This is a genomic window from Enterobacter cloacae complex sp. HYC042_NIDB (assembly GCF_056673315.1).
In genome coordinates this window covers 1,745,638-1,764,553 of sequence record NZ_CP109650.1, presented here as the reverse complement: position 1 = coordinate 1,764,553, position 18,916 = coordinate 1,745,638, and the positions used below count along the sequence as shown (strand labels likewise).

The window sequence follows — 18,916 nt, the reverse complement described above, 5'->3', positions numbered from 1 at the left end:
GCCTTACTCTTTAAACGGATTGCGTGTCGCGCTGGTTTTCACCGGTGCGGCATGGGTGGCCGTCTTAGTGTCGGCAGACGGAAACGCGGGCAGAATGGCGTTATCCGCTGGCTCAATAATGCCGAGCTTTTTCTCCTCCACGCGCTGCATCTGGCGAACGCGGATCTGATCATATTTCTCTTTCGACGCGGCGCTGTAGTTGTCGTCGTCACGCAGGACGGTGGTATGGATAAACACCATCAGGTTGCGTTTCGACGTGTCCTGCGAGGTGTAGCGGAACAGCTGGCCCACCAGCGGGATATCGCCGAGCAGCGGCACTTTGGAAACCGACTGCTTGGTAACGTTTTCCATCAGGCCGCCGAGCACCACCGTCTGGCCACTGTGGACCATCACTTCGTTATTAATGGTGCGAGTGTTGAAGGTTGGGCCGAGGCTGGCGTCTTCCGTCGCGCTGTTGTCAACGCTGGAAACTTCCTGCTCAATCTTCAGGTGGATCATGTCACCGTCGTTAATCTGCGGCACAATTTTCAGCTTGGTACCGACGGTCTTACGCTCAACGGAGTTAAAGACGTTGTCGCCGCTGGTGGTCTGCGAACCGGCAAGGACCGGCACGTCCTGGCCCACGTTAAACGACGCTTCTTTGTTATCCAGCGTGACCACGCTCGGCGTGGAGAGAATGTCGTTTTTACCGTCGGTGGAGAGCGCGGTCATCAGGGCGCCGAAGTCGCCGTTGAAGAAACCGGTCGCCAGGCCGGTGAAGCTTGCCCCCTTCATGGTGCCGTTTTTAATCTGGCTGATAGGCAGGCCGGTTGAGCCGAACTGCACGCCGCCGTGCTTGCTGGTCCACTGCACGCCGAGATCCAGGCCGTTACCGTCCTGCACTTCAGCAATGATCGCTTCCACCAGCACCTGTGGACGGCGAATGTCGAGCTTGTCGATCACCTTCTCCAGGGAGTTCATCACGTTAGGCTGCGCGGTGATCACCAGCGAGTTCGTTGACTCGTCGGCGCTAATATTCAGATCGCTGGCCGCCGTGGCGGTTTTCGACTTCGGCGCACCCGCCTTGTCTTTCAGCTGCTCGCCAATACCGGTCAGCACCGGAACCACTTTGGTGGCGCTGGCGTATTTGAGGTAGAAGACGCGGGTATTCCCCTCGTTGTTCTGCTCGCGATCCAGCTGATGGATCAGGGAACGGGTGCGCATGCGCGCATCTTCCGAACCGCTGATCACCAGGCTGTTGGTCTCGTCATCCGCTACCACCTTGGTGGCGAGCTGCGGCGCGTTCTGCCCCTTCTGCTCTTCGTTGTTGAGGTTGTTCAACATGTCGGAGAGCTCTTTGGCGGACGCAAAGCGCAGCGGCACGATTTCGCGACGCTGAATGCCGTCTCTGTCGACGCGCTGCACCAGATCCACCAGGCGGTTCACCACCGAGGCTTTCCCGGTTAACAGCAGGACGTTCGACGGCTCAAAATGCACCACGTTACCGATACCGGTGGCATCGTTCAGTTGGCGCAGCAGCGGTGCCAGCTCACGCACCGGCACGTTTTCCATGCGCACGACGCGGGTGATGATCTCATCGCCTTTGCCCGGATTTTTGCTGTCGGCCAGCGGGGCCCCGGCGGTGCGGGCTACGCTTGAGCGCACCACTTTCACCATGCCGTTGTCCATCGGGATCACCGACAGACCGTACAGGTCCAGCACGCTCAGGAAGAACTGGTAATACTCATCTTCCGTCAGCACGTTATAGGTTCTGACCGACACCGTGCCCTGAACGGACGGGTCGACGAGAATGGTTTTGTTAAGATTGCGGCCTACCGTATCGATAAACTCGCGGATATCGGTATTTTTAAAGCTCGCGCTAAAGTTGGCTGCAAGCAGCGAACTGGAATATAACGACAATGCGGTCAGCGCCACGCACGCCCAAGGAAATTTCTTCATGTCTGTACACTTGTTAATTGTTTAGAACATTAACCCGAATATTTTCAAGGTGAGCGTGACGTCTGACGACGACCTCCGCTTCTTTCATTTTCGACCAGTTGGCAATAATACTTTTTGCCTTTGCTTCATCGGTCATATCGACAGAGTTGACTTTCACAGCCACGTCGCCCTTTTCCAGCCCGGAATGGCTGAAGAACGCTGAGGCATTCCTTGGATTGATGTTGTAGCCTTCCAGTTGGCCTTTTTCGATTACCGGTTTTAACACCAGATAATCATCCAGATGCACGCTTTCCGCGCCTGCATCTTTCGTCGATTTGGTTACCGGGCCGCTGTCAACGCCGCCCTTAAAATAGTCAGGCTTATTTAACGCCAGTACCTGCGTAGCACCTTCGTAATTAACCACCACATTGTCTTTGTTAATTTCCTGAATAAAGGCATCGTTAAAACCGGTCAGCGGCTCGCCTTCGCGATAGCTGCGCTGGCCTGCCGGGGTTTTAATCACCGCAAAGGAGAGCCAGGCATCGTCACTGCTGACAATTCCTTCAATTTCCGCTGCCAGCGGGGCTTTCGCGGCAGCCGGTAAGTTATCCTGACGCACCGCAGCCGTGAACAGAGTAAATGTCTTTTCTTCACGACGATTTTTCAGCGGCTGTTCATCAGATTTAGCCAACTTATTCGTAACTTTTTTATAATCTTTAAACGTCAGATAGCCTTGCTGGCCGCAAAAAATTAACAGCACAAACATAATACAAGGCGTTATCCACCGTGACAGAAATGAGAACCTCATTTTTCATCTGGCCTTTAGCAAAGCGGAAATAAGCAGCGTCGGGCTGCGCCAATATGTGTGAAAAATAGTAATTAACTGCCGTAAATACGACCATCGACTTCGCCATTAACTTTAATAAAAAAAACTATTGACCAAATAAAATCGGGATGTTAGGTCATTGCAACTGGATATTTTTACCCTGTGCGCAAATTGACCACCCTGTGGCGTTGCTTTACTTTCTCGTCCTGTTGCTATTCCTAATCAGAGACGGTAAGTCGTTATGTATCAGAGCCACTTTAAATTTAAACAACCGCCATTCAGAACAATCACGGGTTTCTCCGGCGATTTTCTGGTGCCTTATCATCAGGACGTATTCAACCTGCTGAAAGAGAAAAGCCAGGTGGCGGGAATTATCGGGCTCTTTTGCAACGACGCACCGCTGCTGGGCCACTTCAGCGATGCGCTGAAGGCCAGCCTTCCTGGCGCCATTGCCATCAACGCGTTTCCTAAGCTGAGTGCCAGTAGCCTGCTGTACAAGCTCAACCCGGGAACGAAAGAGAGCAAGAGCCGCATTCAGGCGGTGGATGCCGTGCTGCATCAGTGGCAGGGCGGAAAAAACCGCAGCAAAACCCTGGTCATCCGTCACGCGGAAGCGATGAAGGAGACCTGCCGTGAGGTGCTGGGGATGTTGCTTACGCGTGCTCAGGAGCTGGAGTTCCGTCTGTCCATCGTGCTGATGGGCAGCGCGGATCAGGAAGCCGCCCTCTTACACCCATCTGAACTTCGCGAATATGCCCATACCCGTCATACATTGCGTCCCCTGACCTGCCGGGAATTTCTCAGCTATGTGCAGGCGCAGTGTGAAGAACACGGGTGCGAGAATTCGCCGCTAACCCCGGCGCGCGTGCGCAAGATGCACGCGCTGACCAAAGGCAACATCAGCAAACTGAATGAACTGGCGCACCTGTCAATGCTCGCGGCCTGGACCGAACGTGCAGCGCAGGTCAGCCCGCGTCATTTACGCCTGGCGGCAGGCGAGATCCTCCCGGCGAAAAAACACGGTAAGCGCCTGGCGACCGTGGGATTGTTCGCCTCGGTTCTGTTCGCCGCCTGCGGATGGTATTTAACCGCCTCAATCAATGCAAAACTGCCGATTCAGCTTCCCGTACCAGCGAGCTGGAAACAACAGAAGTCAAAAGCCGACGCGCCTGTCGTGCCGGTTATCGACAATGAAGTGGTTAATCAGCCGGATGCGATGCACCAGCTGTACCTGATGTGGGGGTATGACGCCTCCGCGGATGATGCGCTGTGTCAGAACGCCGGGAAGGTCAATCTGATGTGTAAACAGGGTAACGCGTCACCGGATACGCTGGCACAGGAGGGTTATCCGTGGGTCAGTGAACTCAAAACCGGTACCCATCTTAACTACGCTGTTGTCGCCCGCGTAGGCGATGACTCGATGGATCTGCTGATGAATAACCGCACCTGGCAGGTGAGCCGCAGCTGGTTTAACCAGCATGCCACCGGTAACTTTACCCAGCTGCATCGCCTGACGCCGGAAGGCAAAGATGCCATCAGCGCCGCCAGCGATGCGAAAGACATGGGCTGGCTGGATCAGGCGCTGAGTCTGGCTCTTGGCCAGCCTGAAACCCATGCTCAGACCTGGACGGCTGAGATGATGAAACGCACCCGCGAGTTCCAGCAAAAAATGCATCTGCATGTGGATGGTATTCCAGGGGAAGATACGCTGATGCAGTTAATGCGTGAAACCCATACCACGCCGAGCGTGTTGATTCAGGCCACGCATGCCACACCGGACGCCAACACGCAGGAGAAGCATTCCTAATGTCTACCATCTGTCTTGCGGCTCAGCGCAGCTACACCACCGGAGAGGCGGTCTGGTTTTCGTACCGCCTCCCCAGCCTGAGAAAAATTTGCGGTCATACTTTTTTATGGGTATTGGGTTTGTGCGCCCTGGTCATGGCGGGGCTGTACGCGCATATTTACTGGAATTTGCGCCACCCGGCCCCTGAACCGGTAAAAGCGAGCGTCGCTAAACCGGAAACGCAGCTTTCCGATATGCATTATGTGTACGTGAGTAAACCGTTCCCGCATCCGCATCCTAAACCGGCGCCGGTACGGGAAGAGATGCCGCCCATGCAGGATCTGCCGATAAGCACCGATGATGCTGACTGGCAACAGGCCCCTGATAGCACCGTGCCGCAGGATGTCGGGCACGATACGTCGCGTGATACCCTGCCGGGAACCGAGGCGCACGAAAACGCCACCGCGTCGTCGGGTAGTGAAGATGCTTCGTTAGCCGAATTGTTTAAGCAGGCGTTGAAAGAACAAGAGCAGGATTATTCTCAAGGCAAAATTCCCGCGCCGCCGGTTGACGAAACGCAGGATCAATCGCAAAGCAGTTTGTTGCATAACGATAACGTCCAGTCTCCTTTGAGTAAAAAAGGAGACCGGCTGGAGTAGTTAATATTTTTCAGGCAGCGTGGTGAGGTTAAGCAGACGACCTTTCTCCACCACAATATATTGACCTTTTTTCAGGTCGGAGAGGATTTTAATAATGGTACTGCGGGCCAGGTTGGTATATTCCTGAATATAGTCATAAATATTAATATCGCGCTGCTGGTGAACAATCAGCTCATTAATTTCGTAGAGGAATTCGCGGACCACAGAATAGGCGCTACGGGCGACCAGAACATCATCGCGTTTGCTCAGCAGGCAGATGTACCAGGAGAGCACTTTGGTCAATTCAGGCCACAGATTTTTCTCGGTCATAAGCTGCGCGAAGGCCTCTTTTTTGATGCTGCGTACCACGGTGTTTGCGCGGACCAGGCCGTACATATGGGCTGACTGATAGAAAATAGCGGACAGGCCAAACACGCACTGTCCGGTGACGGTAAACATGCAGAGTTCGTCTGATTCACGACGGAATTCGACTTCGCCGCTGACGATAATATGAATATACTGAGAGTCAGCCGTGGAAATTTTCTGCCATTTCTTTAAGGTTTTCTCTTCAAAACCTTCCGTGGCAGAAATAATGGCTTCCATTTCAGGTTGTGGACGTAATTTTTTACCGTAAATGCTTAACATTGTTATACCCATTTAAGATTAGATTTATTAGACATAGCATGGCCGCGGCATTAAAACCGAAAACCAACAATCTTTTCCTGATGAAAGGCTCAAGGAGAAAATAAGAACGCCTGCCGCCAGCAATATTTTTTTGATTTACTTAGCAAGCTATGTGTCTATCTTAAATCCGGATAATTTTAAGTCAATTTACTAAAAATGAATTGAGTTTGTACTTAAGATTAATCTCAAGCACAAATAAGGGGAAAACGTGCATTCGGGCGCAAACCGAAGGTTTACCCCTGCCCGTATTTCTCTAAAAGGGCTTCTGCAATGGCCATCGTTTCCACATCCGCGACGCCGTTCCATACCTGCGGGCGATAGTGCATCTGAAAGGCGGTGATAACGCGTTGCTGCTGCTGATCCGTGGCGTTGTCCGGCACCTCATAGCCATAGCGCATCAGCAGATCGAGCAGGGCTGCACGATCTACCTCCTGATAGCGCGGACGACCATTGATATAGAAGTTCACGCGCTCGGCATCGGGCCAGGCCCCAATCCCCTGCTTCGCCAGCGCCTGCCAGGGAAACAGCGGGCCGGGATCGTCCTTACGCTGGGGCGCGATATCAGCATGCGCCACCACGTTCTGCGGTTTAATGTCGTACCGGGCGATAATATCTTTCGCAAGCGGGATAAGCGCCGCGATTTGCGCGGGCTCAAACGGCGCGAAAACTTTCACACCGTCGCGCTTCTGCCAGCCGCGGTTCTCCAGTTCAATGCCGACAGACGTGTCGTTGATGCGGTTGGTGCCGCGCCAGAAGCTGATGCCCGCATGCCAGGCCAGCTCGCTCTCCGGCACCAGCTGCCAGATGCGCGGTTTGCCGTCGGGTGTGGGCGGTTTTGCGGGGATGAGATAATGCGAGCTGACGTTTTTGTCGGTTAAGGTCGCAAGCGAGGTGTCGAAGTCGTCGGCGGTGTAGTGGATCACCAGCACCTTTATGCGCGGGTAGGCCGCCTGCGCCTGATGGCGGGTATCCAGCTCGTAGGCACCTTTATCAACAATGCCTTTTTCCTGGGCGCATCCTGCCAGCAACATCGCCAGCAGGAGCGTTGAAAGCGAGCGCTTCATCGACGGGTTTTCACCGCCGTGCCGCTTACGCTCACCATCAGCATGCTCGAATCTTTGCCGACGGTTTCATAATCAATATCGATTCCTACAACGGCATCTGCGCCCAGCGCTTTGGCCTGCTCGCCCAGCTCCTTAAACGCAATTTCGCGCGCTTTACGCAGCTCTTTTTCGTACGCGCCGGAGCGTCCACCGACGATGTCACGAATCCCGGCAAAGAAATCCCGGAAAATGTTCGCGCCCAGAATCGCTTCGCCGGTGACCACGCCGCAATACTCGGTAATGGTCTGTCCTTCCAGGGTTGGCGTTGTTGAAAACTGCATACTTTCTCTCCTTCTTTAGCGTTCAATGCGTTAGCAACAGCATTATCGGTTCGTTACGCTATGATTGAAAGGATAGTTAATAAATAAGGAAATCAACATGCGCTACTCTGCTTTAACACTTTTAGTGCCCTGCGCGCTGGTGCTCAGCGCCTGTACTACCACGGTCACGCCAGCCTTTAAGGATATCGGTACCCGCAGCGGCCCCTGCATAGACGGCGGCCCGGATACCGTGGCGCAACAGTTCTATGATTACCGCATTCAGCATCGCGGAAATGATCTCACCGCCCTGCGCCCGTACCTGAGCGATAATCTTGCAAAACTGCTCAACGATGCCACTCGCGATCCGCAGCATAACGCCCTGCTGAAATCCGATCCGTTCTCCAGCCGCACCACGCTGCCGGACAGCGCCGAGGTGGCCAGCGCGTCAACCATCCCGAACACCGATGCGCGGAACATTCCGCTGCGCGTGAAGCTGACCCAGGGAACCCAAACCTGGCAGGACGAAGTGCTGATGATCCGTGAAGGCCAGTGCTGGGCGGTGGACGATGTGCGCTATATCGGCGGCAGCGTTCATGCCCCAGCCGGCACGCTGCGCCAGTCGATTGAGAACCGCTAGATCATTAGTGATAAAAATGTTACCCCCGTAAAATGTCCGGCATTTCACGCGGAATGCCGACATTTATACTCGCCGACCTTGCCGTTCGCTATTTTGTGCTATGTTTAAGAGGAAATGCGGGTTATATTTAACTTTTAACGCAGAAATATTGCATAACTATTCTGTCAACGGTACTATCTGCGGCCTCAATTGCTATAGATTGCCTGGATGAGTAAAGACTGCCCCGATGAGTATTAAACTAAACGGCATTAACTGCTTCTACGGCGCACACCAGGCGCTGTTTGACATCACGCTGAACTGCCCGGAAGGCGAAACGCTGGTTTTACTTGGCCCAAGCGGTGCAGGCAAAAGCTCCCTTCTGCGCGTCCTTAATCTGCTTGAAATGCCCCGTTCCGGTACGCTGGCTATCGCCGGTAACCATTTTGATTTCGCGAAAACCCCGTCAGATAAAGCTATACGCGAACTGCGTCAAAACGTCGGCATGGTCTTCCAGCAATACAATCTCTGGCCGCACCTGACGGTGCTGCAAAACCTGATTGAAGCCCCGTGCCGCGTGCTGGGGTTAAGCAAAGATCAGGCCATCGCGCGTGCTGAAAAGCTGCTGGAGCGTCTGCGCCTTAAGCCCTACAGCGACCGCTATCCGCTGCACCTCTCTGGGGGTCAGCAGCAGCGCGTGGCGATTGCCCGCGCGCTGATGATGGAGCCCGCGGTACTGCTGTTTGATGAACCGACCGCGGCGCTGGACCCGGAAATCACCGCTCAGATCGTCAGCATCATTCGCGAGCTGGCGGAAACCAATATTACGCAGGTCATTGTTACCCACGAAGTGGAAGTGGCGCGTAAAACCGCCAGCCGTGTGGTCTACATGGAAAACGGGTATATCGTTGAGCAAGGTGACGCGAGCTGCTTCGCGAACCCGCAAACCGATGCCTTCAAAAACTATTTATCTCATTGATTGTGTCAGGGGAAATATAATGAAAAAAGTATTACTTGCCGTGCTGCTTGCTGGCGTTACCCTTTCCGCTACCGCAGCCCAGACCATTCGTTTCGCCACGGAAGCCTCCTACCCTCCGTTTGAGTCCATTGATGCGAACAACAAAATTGTTGGCTTCGACGTAGACCTGGCAAACGCCCTGTGTAAAGAGATCGACGCAACCTGTACCTTCAGCAACCAGGCGTTCGACAGCCTGATCCCAAGCCTGAAGTTCCGCCGTATTGACGCCGTCATGGCCGGTATGGACATCACTCCTGAGCGCGAAAAGCAGGTGCTGTTCACCACCCCTTACTACGACAACTCCGCCCTGTTTATTGGTCAGAAAGGTAAATTCACCTCTGTCGATCAGCTGAAAGGCAAGAAAGTCGGCGTGCAGAACGGCACCACGCACCAGAAGTTCATCATGGATAAACATCCGGAAATCACCACCGTTCCGTACGACAGCTACCAGAACGCGAAGCTGGATCTGCAGAATGGCCGTATCGACGGCGTATTTGGTGATACCGCTGTCGTGACCGAGTGGCTGAAAGCCAACGACAAACTGGCGCCAGTGGGCGACAAAGTGACCGATAAAGATTACTTCGGTACCGGTCTGGGGATTGCCGTTCGTCAGGGCAACACCGAGCTGCAGCAGAAATTCAACGCTGCGCTGGAAAAAGTGAAGAAAGACGGCACCTACGAAACCATCTACAAAAAATGGTTCCAGAAGTAATTCCTGATGAATGAAATTTTTCCTTTAGCAAGCGCCGCCGGGATGACCGTCGGCCTTGCCGTTTGCGCACTGATTATCGGCCTGGTGCTGGCGATGTTCTTTGCGGTGTGGGAATCAGCAAAATGGTTCCCCGTCGCCTGGGCGGGCTCCGCGCTGGTCACCGTACTGCGTGGGCTACCGGAAATTCTGGTGGTCCTGTTCATCTATTTCGGCTCCTCACAGCTGCTGCTCACGCTGTCGGACGGCTTCACGATCAATCTCGGCTTTGCGCAGATACCGGTGCAGATGCAGATTGACAACTTTGACGTCAGCCCGTTCCTCTGCGGCGTGATTGCCCTCTCCCTGCTCTACTCCGCGTACGCGTCGCAAACCCTGCGCGGTGCGCTGAAAGCGGTACCGCAGGGGCAATGGGAATCCGGTCAGGCGCTGGGCATGTCGAAAGCAGCGATCTTCTTCCGTCTGGTGATGCCGCAGATGTGGCGCCACGCCCTGCCGGGCCTGGGCAACCAGTGGCTGGTATTGCTGAAAGATACCGCGCTGGTGAGTCTGATCAGCGTGAACGATTTGATGCTGCAAACCAAAAGCATCGCCACCCGTACTCAGGAGCCATTTACCTGGTACATCGTGGCGGCGGCTATCTACCTGGTAATCACGCTGCTCAGTCAGTACATCCTCAAGCGTATTGACCTGCGTGCGACGCGCTTTGAACGGAGACCAGGCTGATGCTTGAATATTTCCCGGAGTTGATGAAAGGGCTGCACACCAGCCTGACGCTGACCGTGGCGTCCATCATTGTGGCGCTGATCCTGGCGCTCATCTTCACCATCATCCTGACGCTGAAAACGCCGGTGCTGGTGTGGATCGTGCGCGGCTACATCACCCTGTTTACCGGTACGCCGCTGCTGGTGCAGATCTTCCTGATATACTACGGTCCGGGCCAGTTCCCGTCGCTGCAGGCGTATCCGGTTATCTGGCACCTGCTCTCTGAGCCGTGGCTCTGCGCTCTGATTGCCCTTTCTCTGAACAGCGCGGCCTATACCACCCAGCTGTTTTACGGGGCGATCCGTGCCATCCCGGAAGGACAATGGCAGTCCTGCGGGGCGCTGGGCATGAGCAAAAAAGACACGCTGGCGATCCTGCTGCCGTACGCCTTCAAGCGCGCGCTCTCCTCTTACTCCAACGAAGTGGTGCTGGTGTTTAAGAGTACTTCTCTGGCCTACACCATCACCCTGATGGAAGTGATGGGTCACGGGCAGCTGCTGTACGGGCGCACCTATGACGTGATGGTGTTCGGTGCGGCCGGCGTGGTCTATCTGGTGGTGAACGGTCTGCTGACGCTGATGATGCGACTGATTGAGCGTAAAGCGTTAGCGTTTGAGCGCAGAAATTAATCACGCGAGTGCATAAAACGTAATTACCAGAGCGGATAACCCGATGGCTTATCCGCTTTTTTTTATACCACATACAATATTTAATCATATTTATTGCATATAAATTCATTAACTGGCATTGTACATCCATGCCGCAGACACGGCGCATAATGACAAGATAGACAGACGGGAGCATTACAATGAAAAAGTTAGTTCTGGCCGCACTACTCGCCACCTTCGCCGCTGGCGCATCCGCTGCTGATAAAATCAATTTTGGCGTTTCGGCCACCTATCCGCCGTTTGAATCGCTGGACGCCAGCAATCAGATCGTCGGTTTCGATATCGACCTGGCGAAAGCCCTGTGCAAGCAGATGCAGGCCGACTGCACCTTTACCAACCATGCCTTCGACAGCCTGATCCCGTCGCTGAAATTCAAGAAATACGATGCGGTGATCTCCGGGATGGACATCACGCCGGAGCGCAGCAAGCAGGTGGCGTTCACCGACCCGTACTACGCCAACTCGGCGGTGGTGATTGCGAAGAAAGGGGCTTATAAGTCCTTTGACGAGCTGAAAGGCAAACGCATCGGGATGGAAAATGGCACCACGCACCAGAAATACCTGCAGGACAAACATCCTGAAGTGAAAACCGTGGCCTATGACAGCTACCAGAACGCGATTATCGACCTGAAAAACGGCCGTATCGACGGCGTATTCGGCGACACCGCCGTGGTAAACGAATGGCTGAAAACCAACCCGCAGCTGGGCACCGCAACGGAAAAAGTGACCGATCCGCAGTACTTCGGCACGGGCCTCGGCATCGCGGTACGCCCGGATAACAAAGCCCTGCTGGAAAAACTGAACGGCGCGCTGAAGGCGATTAAAGCAGACGGCACGTACCAGAAAATCAGCGAGCAGTGGTTCCCGCAGTAATCTCTTTTTGCCGGGTGGTCTGGCCTACGGGGGTGGTCTGTAGGCCGGGTAAGCGCAGCGCCACCCGGCAATTTCTCACAGCGGCACAAAGAACCTGAACCGCGCCCCGCTCACGGACTCCATCAGCCTGATCCCGCCGCCGTGCAGCTCCAGCATTCGCTTAACGATTAACAGCCCTAACCCGCCGCGGTTCTCCCGCGATGCCTGGGTATTCAGCGCCGAAGGCCGCTGGAACAGATCGTCGCGCAGCGAGGCATCCACACCCGTTCCGGAGTCTGCCACTTCGACCTGAAGCCGTTCATTCTCCTGCCAGACCGCCAGACGAATTTCCCCGCCAGTGGGCGTATGACGCATCGCGTTATCGAGCAGGTTGGTCACCACGCGCTCGATCATCGACACATCGGCATTGACCAGCGGCAAGGGGCCCGGCACGTCAATATGCAGATTCACCTCGCGCGTGCGGGCGGTAAGCTCAAACTTCTGCGCCACGTCGGAAATCAGCTCTCCCATCGCGAACCGTTCGCGCTGCGGCTTAATGCCGCCGTGCTCAAGGCGCGCCAGCTCGAAAAGCTGCTGGGAAAGATGTCGTACCTTTTGTCCCTGACGCAGCGCGGTGGCGAGATACTGCTGGTGCTCCTGCGGCGTCAGGATGGCGGATTTGAGCGACAGGGTTTCAAGATAGCCCAGCAGCGAGGTCAGCGGCGTGCGAAGATCGTGCGAAATGTTGGCGATAAACTCCCGGCGCTGGCGATCGCTGTCGGCCAGCTGGTCCCACTGGCGGGTAATTTTCCGCGCCAGCTCGATGAAACTGTTGCGCAGGAGCGCCACTTCGTCATTGGCCGCGGCATCCGGCGGCTGTGCTGCGAGCAGCCTGATTGCGCTAATGCTGTCCTGCTCCAGGCCGGTGACCTCTTCCGTCAGGCGCTTAACCGGACGCGTTACCCAGTACCAGACCAGCAGACCCGCCAGCAGGCCAAACAGCGCGACCCACAGCAATGACCAGAGCACCGTGCTCCAGAGCGCCTTATGCCAGGCCATTTCCGCCAGCGCGTTCGACTCCTCGCCCTGCAAAATAATGTACAGGTAGCCCTTAAGCTCGCCGTCCTGCCGCAGCGGCGTGGCGCTGAACACTTTTTTATTTTGACTGCGCGGGTCGTCGCCCAGTACCGGTATGGCGGTACCGCTCAGGAAGGTCTGAACCGGTGCCAGGTCGATTTTTTGCCGCTGAATATGGCCCGGCGGTGCGGCATCGGCCAGGATTTCGCCGTCCGGCGAGATAACGTACAGTTCAACGCTCGGGTTGAAGGTCATCAGCCGGTCGAACAGCGGCTTCAGCGCGGTGCGGTCAACCCTGCCCTGCGCGTCCAGAATCGGTTCCCGCTGGACGATCTGCTGCGCCAGGCCGCCCGACAACCGCTGCACCATCGCGTTGCCGTACTGCATACTGCTGTAGAGCTGTACCGCGCAGGCGACGGTAGCACAGAGCATCATCAGCAGGACAAACAGCAGCGTCAGACGCTGGCTCAGGCTAAAGCGGCGCATCATGGTTTGGCTCCGCAAATTTATAGCCCTTGCCCCAGACGGTGCGAATTATCTCCGGCTCGGCGGCGTCCTTTTCAATCTTGATGCGCAGGCGGTTGATATGGGTGTTGACGGTGTGCTCGTAGCCTTCGTGCTGATAGCCCCACACCTGCTCCAGCAGTGCCAGACGGGAAAACACCTCGCCAGGATGGCGGGCGAAGAAGTACAGCAGTTCGAATTCGCGCGGGGTGAGATCCACCACCTGGCCGTGAAGCAGCAGGCTGCGCGCCAGAGGATCGATCGTCAGGCCGTGGGCCTGAATTTGCCCGTCAGCCTGCGCCTGCCCCATTGCCTGCTGGCGGCGGAACAGCGCTTTGATGCGGGCAATCAGTTCCTGCACTGAAAAGGGTTTTGCCAGATAATCATCGGCGCCGGTTTCCAGCCCGGTGATGCGGTCGGTTTCGCTGCTGCGGGCGCTGATGATGATCACCGGCAGGTAGCGGGTCATCTGGCGGATGCGGCGGCAGATCTCCAGGCCGTCAACGTTGGGCAGCATCAGGTCGAGGATCACCGCATCCCACGGCTGTTTTTCAAGGCGCTGCAGGGCGTTGCCCCCGTCGGGCTCGTGGGTGATGGCGTAGCCTTCGTCTTCTAAGTTGAGCCGCAGAAGCGCCGCGATATCGTGGTCATCTTCCACCAGCAGGATCTGCTTCATGGGTAAGCCTTTATTCATCTCTTATGACGTAAGCTTACCTGATTTTATGGGCGGGCAGAGTTCACATTTTGTTTAAGATTTCACGAGCAACGTCAGGACTTCATAATGCGCGGTATGTGGGAACATATCGAAAAGTTGCACGCGTGCAATGCGGTAGCCCGGCAGATTAGCGATATCTTTCGCCATGGTCTGTGCGTTACAGCTTGAATAGACGATGTATTCCGGCGCCATCTGGCTCAGGTAGTCGCAGAGGGATTTGCCAATCCCACGACGCGGCGGATTAACCAGCACCAGCTCCGGCACGTTGCCCTGACCGGTCGCGAACTGCGTGGAGTCCAGCGCCTGAAAGTGCAGATTGGTTAACCCCAACTCGGCGGCGGACTGCTTTGCGCAGGCAATCGCTTCGGCGGAGATCTCAATGCCGGTGAGCTGCATCTCAGGCGTGGCGCAGTGCAGGCCAAAACCGCCCACGCCGCAGAACAGGTCCCACATATGATGGATGTTTAACGCGCGCACCCAGTCGCGGGCGGTGGCGTACAGGCTGCTTGCCACGGTCGGGTTGGTCTGGAAGAAGCTTTGCGGGCGGATCCACAGCGGCACGCCGTTGAAGCTCTCCGCCAGCGCGTGCTGGTCGGTGAAGAAAACCTCTTTCTCCCCTTCCATGATCGCCATATGCACCGGCTGAATGTTTGCGGTAATCACCTTTAACTGAGGAAGCTGTTCCTGCAGCCACGGCAGCGCCGCGCGCAGCTGCGCCAGCTTGGCTTCCGAGCGCAGCACGAAGCGCAGCATCATGCCGCCGTCGATCTGGCTTTCCGTCAGGAGAAGGTACTTCAGCTCGCCACGCCTGCGGGCAACGTTGTAAGGCGTTAACCCCGCGCGAGCGATAAACGGTTTTAGTGCGGCAAAGACCGGCTCAAACGAGGCGGGATAGAGCGGGCAGTCGGTTAAGTCTTCCGGCGTGCCGTCGCGGTGCAGCATCCCCAGCAGCGGTTTTTCAACGCTGTCGCTGACCACCATTTTGGCTTTGTTGCGAAAGCCCTGCTCCGGGCCGCTGACGGGTGCGCACCACTCGCCCACCGCGCGTGCTGCCAGCAGCTGTTGCAGGTCGGCCATTTTGGCGGTGAGTTGTTGAGAAACCGGCTGTTCTATCCACTGACAGGAGCGGCAGCGTCCGGCGTCATAGAGTGCGCACTGCATATGAAAACCTTAAGGAAAACGAGGGCTGCGATTATACACATTATTGCAGGCGGAAGAACCGCCGACTGGACGCCGGAATGAAAAGCAGGCAGAGCACCAGCATATCCGGCAGTTTTTGCATGACCAGCGCATGGAAAATCTCACGTCGCGACTCACCCGGAATGCTGAACAGCTCAGGATAGCCATAGCCCAGCGAGGCGGCCCACAGATAGCTGGCGGCGGTCACCTGCGTGAGCAGATAGACCCAGCGCGCCCAGTTGCGCCCTTTGACCAGCGAAAACGCGCAGTAGATCTCGATAAACACCAGCACCAGGCTGCTTAAAAAGACCAGCGTCAGATTCCACGTCTGCACGCTGCGGTGAATGAATTCCCCGATGCCGCGCACGCCCAGCGTATTCAAAATCATCAGCACGTCCAGGCAGCGGATCATAATAATGGCGAGCGCCGCCACCTGAACCAGCGCAGGAACGTTAGGACGGGCGTGCGTAATACGTGATTTTTTTACTAATCCCAATGTTTTACTTCCCTGAAAAACAGTGCCGCGTCATGCGCGGCACATCACCGGAAATTTTAAATCCTTCAGCCGCGTCTTGCACGCTGGATATCGCGCACGCGCTGTTTTTCCGCGCGCGCCATCAAATACCAGGCGATAAATCCGACAATTCCGACCACGCCGAGGATGATAGAGGCCAGAGCATTGATCTCCGGGTTCACCCCCATGCGCACGCTGGAGAAGACCAGCATCGGCAGCGTCGTCGCGCCCGGCCCCGAAACAAAGCTGGCGATAACCAGATCGTCGAGGGAGAGCGTGAACGCCAGCAGCCAGCCGGAGATCACCGCCGGCATAATCATCGGCAGGGTAATGATGAAAAAGACCTTTAGCGGCGTGGCGCCGAGATCCATCGCCGCCTCTTCAATGGAGCGGTCCAGCTCGCGCAGGCGCGAGGAGATCACCACCGCCACATACGCGGTACAGAAGGTGACGTGCGCCAGCCAGATGGTGAGCATGCCGCGATCCGCCGGCCAGCCGATGGCGTGCGCCAGGGCCACGAACAGCAGCAGGAGCGACAGGCCGGTAATGACGTCCGGCATCACCAGCGGGGCAGTGATCATAAAGGCGAAACCGTTTGAGCCGCGAAAACGCCCGAAGCGCACCATCACCAGCGCGGCGATGGTGCCCAGAACGCAGGCCATCGTGGCCGCCAGCGCGGCAATGGTCAGGCTCAGCCCCACCGCGCTCATCATTGCGTCGTCGTGGAACAGCTCGCTGTACCAGCGCGTCGACCAGCCCGCCCAGACCGTCACCAGTTTGGAACTGTTGAACGAGTAGATCACCAGCATCAGCATCGGCGCATACAGGAAGGTGAAGCCGATAACGAGGATCAGAATGCGCCACGGGGAGCGTACTACCGGTAAGTTGTTCATCCGCGATCTCCCATCTGTTTCTGCTGATGCTTATGGAACCACATGATCGGGACGATCAGCAGAAGGAGCATGATAATCGCCACCGCCGACGCCACCGGCCAGTCGCGGTTATTGAAGAACTCCTGCCACAGCACGCGGCCAATCATGATGCTGTCCGGCCCGCCGAGCAGTTCCGGGATCACAAACTCCCCGACCGCCGGAATAAACACCAGCATCGACCCGGCAATGATTCCGCCTTTAGTCAGCGGGACAATCACGCTGAAGAAGGTCTTCAGCGGACGCGCGCCGAGATCGAGCGAGGCTTCCACCAGCGAGTAGTCAATCCGCGTCAGGGCGGTGTAAATCGGCAACACCATGAACGGCAGATAGGCATAGACAATGCCGATATAGACCGCAAGGTTGGTGTGCAGGATGGTCAGCGGCTGATCGATAACCCCAAGCCACATCAGAAAATTATTCAGCACCCCGTTGTTTTTCAGGATCCCCATCCACGCGTAAACGCGTATCAGAAACGAGGTCCACGACGGCAGGATCACCAGCAGCAGCAGGATGTTACGCGTTGACGGCTTGCTGTGCGCCACGGCCCACGCCAGCGGGTAGCCCATCACCAGACAGCAGAGCGTCGAGATCGCCGCCACCTGCAGAGACTGCAGATAGGCTTCGAAATAGAGCGGATCCTCGGTGAGCTGGAGGAAGTTGCCCAGATTCAGCGTCAGCGTCAGCTGCCCGTCGGCCCACTCCCACAGATCGGTATATGGCGGGATCGCCCGCGCCATCTCCGCCAGGCTGATCTTAAAGACGATCAGGAACGGCAGCAGGAACAGCAGGATCAGCCACACGTAAGGCATGGCGATTACCAGCTTGCGCCCGTGGTTCATCTTAAGGCGCGTCAGCCAGTGGGCAAAGCCGCCCGGTTTTTTGACGCGGGCTGGAGGTTCAAGTGTGCTCATGATCGCTCCTTATACCGTCAGCACGACGCAGCTGTCCGCGTCCCAGCACAGGCGCACTTCGTCGCCCCAGGTCGGCTGCCCCTTGCGGTAGCGATGTTCGTTCTGTAGCTGCGCGCTGAGCATCTGTCCGCTTTTCAGGCGCACGTGGTAAATGGAGAGATCGCCCAGATAGGCAATGTGCACCACTTCCCCGACGGCAAAGTTATAGCCATCGGCAGGCGGATCGTCACAGAGCATGATCTTCTCCGGGCGCAGCGCCACGTAGACCGGCACGTTATCCACCACCGAGCTGTCAGGATCGACCTTAAGCGGATGCTGCAGCCCCGGCGATTCGATGACCAGACCATCCTCCTGACGATCCTTCAGCAGCCCTTCGAAGACATTAACCGAGCCGATGAACTCCGCGCTGTAGCGGGTGGTCGGATGCTCGTAAATCTCTTCCGGCTCGCCAATCTGCACGAACTTCCCGCGGTTCATGATCGCGATACGCCCGGCCATGGTCATGGCCTCTTCCTGGTCATGGGTGACCATCACGCAGGTCACCCCCACGCGCTCGAGGATATCGACCACTTCGAGCTGCATACGGTCGCGCAGCTTTTTATCCAGCGCGCCCATCGGCTCGTCGAGCAGCAGCAGTTTCGGGCGTTTCGCCAGGCTTCTCGCCAGCGCCACGCGCTGACGCTGACCGCCGGAAAGCTGGTGCGGCTTACGCTTCGCGAACTCCTGCATATGCACCAGGCTCAGCATTTCGGCCACGCGCGCGGTGATTTCGGCTTTCGGCAGCTTGTCCTGCTTCAGGCCAAAGGCGATGTTTTGCTCCACCGTCATGTGCGGAAACAGCGCGTAGGACTGGAACATCATGTTAATCGGGCGCTGATACGGCGGCACGCTGGAGAGATCCACGCCATCGAGCATGATTTGCCCGGCGGTGGGCTGTTCAAAACCGGCCAGCATACGCAGCAGGGTCGATTTACCGCAGCCCGATGCGCCCAGTAGCGCGAATATTTCGCCTTTATAGATAGTCAGGCTGACGTCGTCCACGGCATGCTGGCCATCGAAAGATTTGGTGAGGTTACGAATTTCAAGAAGCGGGGTCAGCGCTTTACGGACTTTCGCCTGCGGGCGGGGGATCGCGTCATTCACGGGGTGCTCTCCGGCATAGATCAATACTGGTGCAAACGCACCGTCTGGGTGCGCATCGCCGGGCGGCGCGAACGCTTGCCCGGCCTACGGGTTGTGTAGGCCC

20 protein-coding genes are annotated in these 18,916 nt (G+C 56.5%); 8 read left to right on the top strand and 12 right to left on the bottom strand.

The features are described from left to right. Positions 1-3 precede the first annotated feature (3 nt). Both gspD and gspC read right to left on the bottom strand, forming a co-directional pair. Entirely contained in the window at positions 4-1,938 is a 1,935-nt protein-coding gene (gene gspD / locus OKF39_RS08420) for a type II secretion system secretin GspD (protein ID WP_048959671.1), read from the bottom strand. Between the two features lie 13 nt (positions 1,939-1,951). Further along, a complete protein-coding gene (gene gspC / locus OKF39_RS08415) occupies positions 1,952-2,683 on the bottom strand; it encodes a type II secretion system protein GspC (RefSeq protein ID WP_041910664.1) in 732 nt (243 codons plus the stop codon). Positions 2,684-2,984: 301 nt separating this feature from the next. Here gspC and OKF39_RS08410 point away from each other — a divergent pair, with 301 nt between their 5' ends. Together OKF39_RS08410 and OKF39_RS08405 are read left to right on the top strand one after the other, a co-directional pair. Beyond that, complete coding sequence (locus OKF39_RS08410) at positions 2,985-4,550, top strand: ExeA family protein (protein ID WP_479983667.1); 1,566 nt, start codon at positions 2,985-2,987, stop codon at positions 4,548-4,550. Then, complete coding sequence (locus OKF39_RS08405) at positions 4,550-5,188, top strand: hypothetical protein (protein ID WP_049136635.1); 639 nt, start codon at positions 4,550-4,552, stop codon at positions 5,186-5,188. The genes OKF39_RS08410 and OKF39_RS08405 overlap by 1 nt, the downstream gene beginning before the upstream one ends. Here OKF39_RS08405 and OKF39_RS08400 read toward each other — a convergent pair whose 3' ends face one another. From OKF39_RS08400 to OKF39_RS08390, 3 genes are all read right to left on the bottom strand, one after another. Continuing rightward, entirely contained in the window at positions 5,189-5,812 is a 624-nt protein-coding gene (locus OKF39_RS08400) for a helix-turn-helix domain-containing protein (RefSeq protein WP_028012518.1), read from the bottom strand. It abuts the gene before it with no gap. Positions 5,813-6,084: 272 nt separating this feature from the next. Next, positions 6,085-6,915 carry an N-acetylmuramoyl-L-alanine amidase gene (locus OKF39_RS08395; RefSeq protein ID WP_048999349.1) on the bottom strand — a complete coding sequence of 277 codons (831 nt, stop codon included), beginning with the start codon at positions 6,913-6,915 and terminating at the stop codon, positions 6,085-6,087. Next, complete coding sequence (locus tag OKF39_RS08390) at positions 6,912-7,235, bottom strand: heavy metal-binding domain-containing protein (RefSeq protein ID WP_028012516.1); 324 nt, start codon at positions 7,233-7,235, stop codon at positions 6,912-6,914. Before OKF39_RS08390 ends, OKF39_RS08395 begins: the two co-directional genes overlap by 4 nt. A gap of 97 nt (positions 7,236-7,332) precedes the next feature. Between OKF39_RS08390 and OKF39_RS08385 the strand changes: the two genes are divergently transcribed. From OKF39_RS08385 to artJ, 6 genes are all read left to right on the top strand, one after another. Next, the gene (locus OKF39_RS08385) at positions 7,333-7,851 is read left to right on the top strand and encodes a lipoprotein (protein ID WP_028012515.1); all 519 of its coding nucleotides are present in this window, start codon (positions 7,333-7,335) and stop codon (positions 7,849-7,851) included. Between the two features lie 226 nt (positions 7,852-8,077). Then, on the top strand, positions 8,078-8,806 hold the full coding sequence (gene artP, locus OKF39_RS08380; RefSeq protein ID WP_008500030.1) for an arginine ABC transporter ATP-binding protein ArtP: 729 nt from the start codon (positions 8,078-8,080) through the stop codon (positions 8,804-8,806). 19 nt (positions 8,807-8,825) lie between these two features. Then, positions 8,826-9,557, top strand: coding sequence for an arginine ABC transporter substrate-binding protein ArtI (gene artI, locus OKF39_RS08375; RefSeq protein ID WP_008500032.1), 732 nt, complete (start codon positions 8,826-8,828; stop codon positions 9,555-9,557). Between the two features lie 6 nt (positions 9,558-9,563). Further along, positions 9,564-10,280 carry an arginine ABC transporter permease ArtQ gene (gene artQ / locus OKF39_RS08370; RefSeq protein ID WP_028012514.1) on the top strand — a complete coding sequence of 239 codons (717 nt, stop codon included), beginning with the start codon at positions 9,564-9,566 and terminating at the stop codon, positions 10,278-10,280. Next, positions 10,280-10,948 carry an arginine ABC transporter permease ArtM gene (gene artM / locus OKF39_RS08365; protein WP_028012513.1) on the top strand — a complete coding sequence of 223 codons (669 nt, stop codon included), beginning with the start codon at positions 10,280-10,282 and terminating at the stop codon, positions 10,946-10,948. The genes artQ and artM overlap by 1 nt, the downstream gene beginning before the upstream one ends. Positions 10,949-11,127: 179 nt before the next feature. Then, the gene (gene artJ / locus OKF39_RS08360) at positions 11,128-11,859 is read left to right on the top strand and encodes an arginine ABC transporter substrate-binding protein ArtJ (protein WP_015571008.1); all 732 of its coding nucleotides are present in this window, start codon (positions 11,128-11,130) and stop codon (positions 11,857-11,859) included. Between the two features lie 75 nt (positions 11,860-11,934). Here artJ and OKF39_RS08355 read toward each other — a convergent pair whose 3' ends face one another. From OKF39_RS08355 to potG, 7 genes are all read right to left on the bottom strand, one after another. Continuing rightward, on the bottom strand, positions 11,935-13,404 hold the full coding sequence (locus tag OKF39_RS08355; RefSeq protein WP_136486267.1) for a sensor histidine kinase: 1,470 nt from the start codon (positions 13,402-13,404) through the stop codon (positions 11,935-11,937). Next, on the bottom strand, positions 13,388-14,095 hold the full coding sequence (locus OKF39_RS08350) for a response regulator transcription factor (RefSeq protein WP_479983666.1): 708 nt from the start codon (positions 14,093-14,095) through the stop codon (positions 13,388-13,390). Before OKF39_RS08350 ends, OKF39_RS08355 begins: the two co-directional genes overlap by 17 nt. Positions 14,096-14,167: 72 nt before the next feature. Then, positions 14,168-15,295, bottom strand: coding sequence for a 23S rRNA (uracil(747)-C(5))-methyltransferase RlmC (gene rlmC, locus OKF39_RS08345; RefSeq protein ID WP_479983665.1), 1,128 nt, complete (start codon positions 15,293-15,295; stop codon positions 14,168-14,170). 40 nt (positions 15,296-15,335) lie between these two features. Next, complete coding sequence (locus tag OKF39_RS08340; RefSeq protein WP_479983664.1) at positions 15,336-15,809, bottom strand: YbjO family protein; 474 nt, start codon at positions 15,807-15,809, stop codon at positions 15,336-15,338. Positions 15,810-15,874: 65 nt separating this feature from the next. Continuing rightward, entirely contained in the window at positions 15,875-16,720 is an 846-nt protein-coding gene (potI, locus tag OKF39_RS08335; RefSeq protein ID WP_028012508.1) for a putrescine ABC transporter permease PotI, read from the bottom strand. Next, positions 16,717-17,670, bottom strand: coding sequence for a putrescine ABC transporter permease PotH (gene potH / locus OKF39_RS08330; RefSeq protein WP_041910674.1), 954 nt, complete (start codon positions 17,668-17,670; stop codon positions 16,717-16,719). Before potH ends, potI begins: the two co-directional genes overlap by 4 nt. 9 nt (positions 17,671-17,679) lie before the next feature. Next, a complete protein-coding gene (gene potG, locus OKF39_RS08325) occupies positions 17,680-18,813 on the bottom strand; it encodes a putrescine ABC transporter ATP-binding subunit PotG (RefSeq protein ID WP_045630953.1) in 1,134 nt (377 codons plus the stop codon). Between the last annotated feature and the right edge of the window lie 103 nt (positions 18,814-18,916).

Bases quoted from the DNA above. Each gene is read 5' to 3' on its own strand.
- gspD (WP_048959671.1), bottom strand. From the start codon at position 1,938: ATGAAGAAATTTCCTTGGGCGTGCGTGGCGCTGACCGCATTGTCGTTA.
- gspC (WP_041910664.1), bottom strand. From the start codon at position 2,683: ATGTTTGTGCTGTTAATTTTTTGCGGCCAGCAAGGCTATCTGACGTTT.
- OKF39_RS08410 (WP_479983667.1), top strand. From the start codon at position 2,985: ATGTATCAGAGCCACTTTAAATTTAAACAACCGCCATTCAGAACAATC.
- OKF39_RS08405 (WP_049136635.1), top strand. From the start codon at position 4,550: ATGTCTACCATCTGTCTTGCGGCTCAGCGCAGCTACACCACCGGAGAG.
- OKF39_RS08400 (WP_028012518.1), bottom strand. From the start codon at position 5,812: ATGTTAAGCATTTACGGTAAAAAATTACGTCCACAACCTGAAATGGAA.
- OKF39_RS08395 (WP_048999349.1), bottom strand. From the start codon at position 6,915: ATGAAGCGCTCGCTTTCAACGCTCCTGCTGGCGATGTTGCTGGCAGGA.
- OKF39_RS08390 (WP_028012516.1), bottom strand. From the start codon at position 7,235: ATGCAGTTTTCAACAACGCCAACCCTGGAAGGACAGACCATTACCGAG.
- OKF39_RS08385 (WP_028012515.1), top strand. From the start codon at position 7,333: ATGCGCTACTCTGCTTTAACACTTTTAGTGCCCTGCGCGCTGGTGCTC.
- artP (WP_008500030.1), top strand. From the start codon at position 8,078: ATGAGTATTAAACTAAACGGCATTAACTGCTTCTACGGCGCACACCAG.
- artI (WP_008500032.1), top strand. From the start codon at position 8,826: ATGAAAAAAGTATTACTTGCCGTGCTGCTTGCTGGCGTTACCCTTTCC.
- artQ (WP_028012514.1), top strand. From the start codon at position 9,564: ATGAATGAAATTTTTCCTTTAGCAAGCGCCGCCGGGATGACCGTCGGC.
- artM (WP_028012513.1), top strand. From the start codon at position 10,280: ATGCTTGAATATTTCCCGGAGTTGATGAAAGGGCTGCACACCAGCCTG.
- artJ (WP_015571008.1), top strand. From the start codon at position 11,128: ATGAAAAAGTTAGTTCTGGCCGCACTACTCGCCACCTTCGCCGCTGGC.
- OKF39_RS08355 (WP_136486267.1), bottom strand. From the start codon at position 13,404: ATGATGCGCCGCTTTAGCCTGAGCCAGCGTCTGACGCTGCTGTTTGTC.
- OKF39_RS08350 (WP_479983666.1), bottom strand. From the start codon at position 14,095: ATGAAGCAGATCCTGCTGGTGGAAGATGACCACGATATCGCGGCGCTT.
- rlmC (WP_479983665.1), bottom strand. From the start codon at position 15,295: ATGCAGTGCGCACTCTATGACGCCGGACGCTGCCGCTCCTGTCAGTGG.
- potI (WP_028012508.1), bottom strand. From the start codon at position 16,720: ATGAACAACTTACCGGTAGTACGCTCCCCGTGGCGCATTCTGATCCTC.
- potH (WP_041910674.1), bottom strand. From the start codon at position 17,670: ATGAGCACACTTGAACCTCCAGCCCGCGTCAAAAAACCGGGCGGCTTT.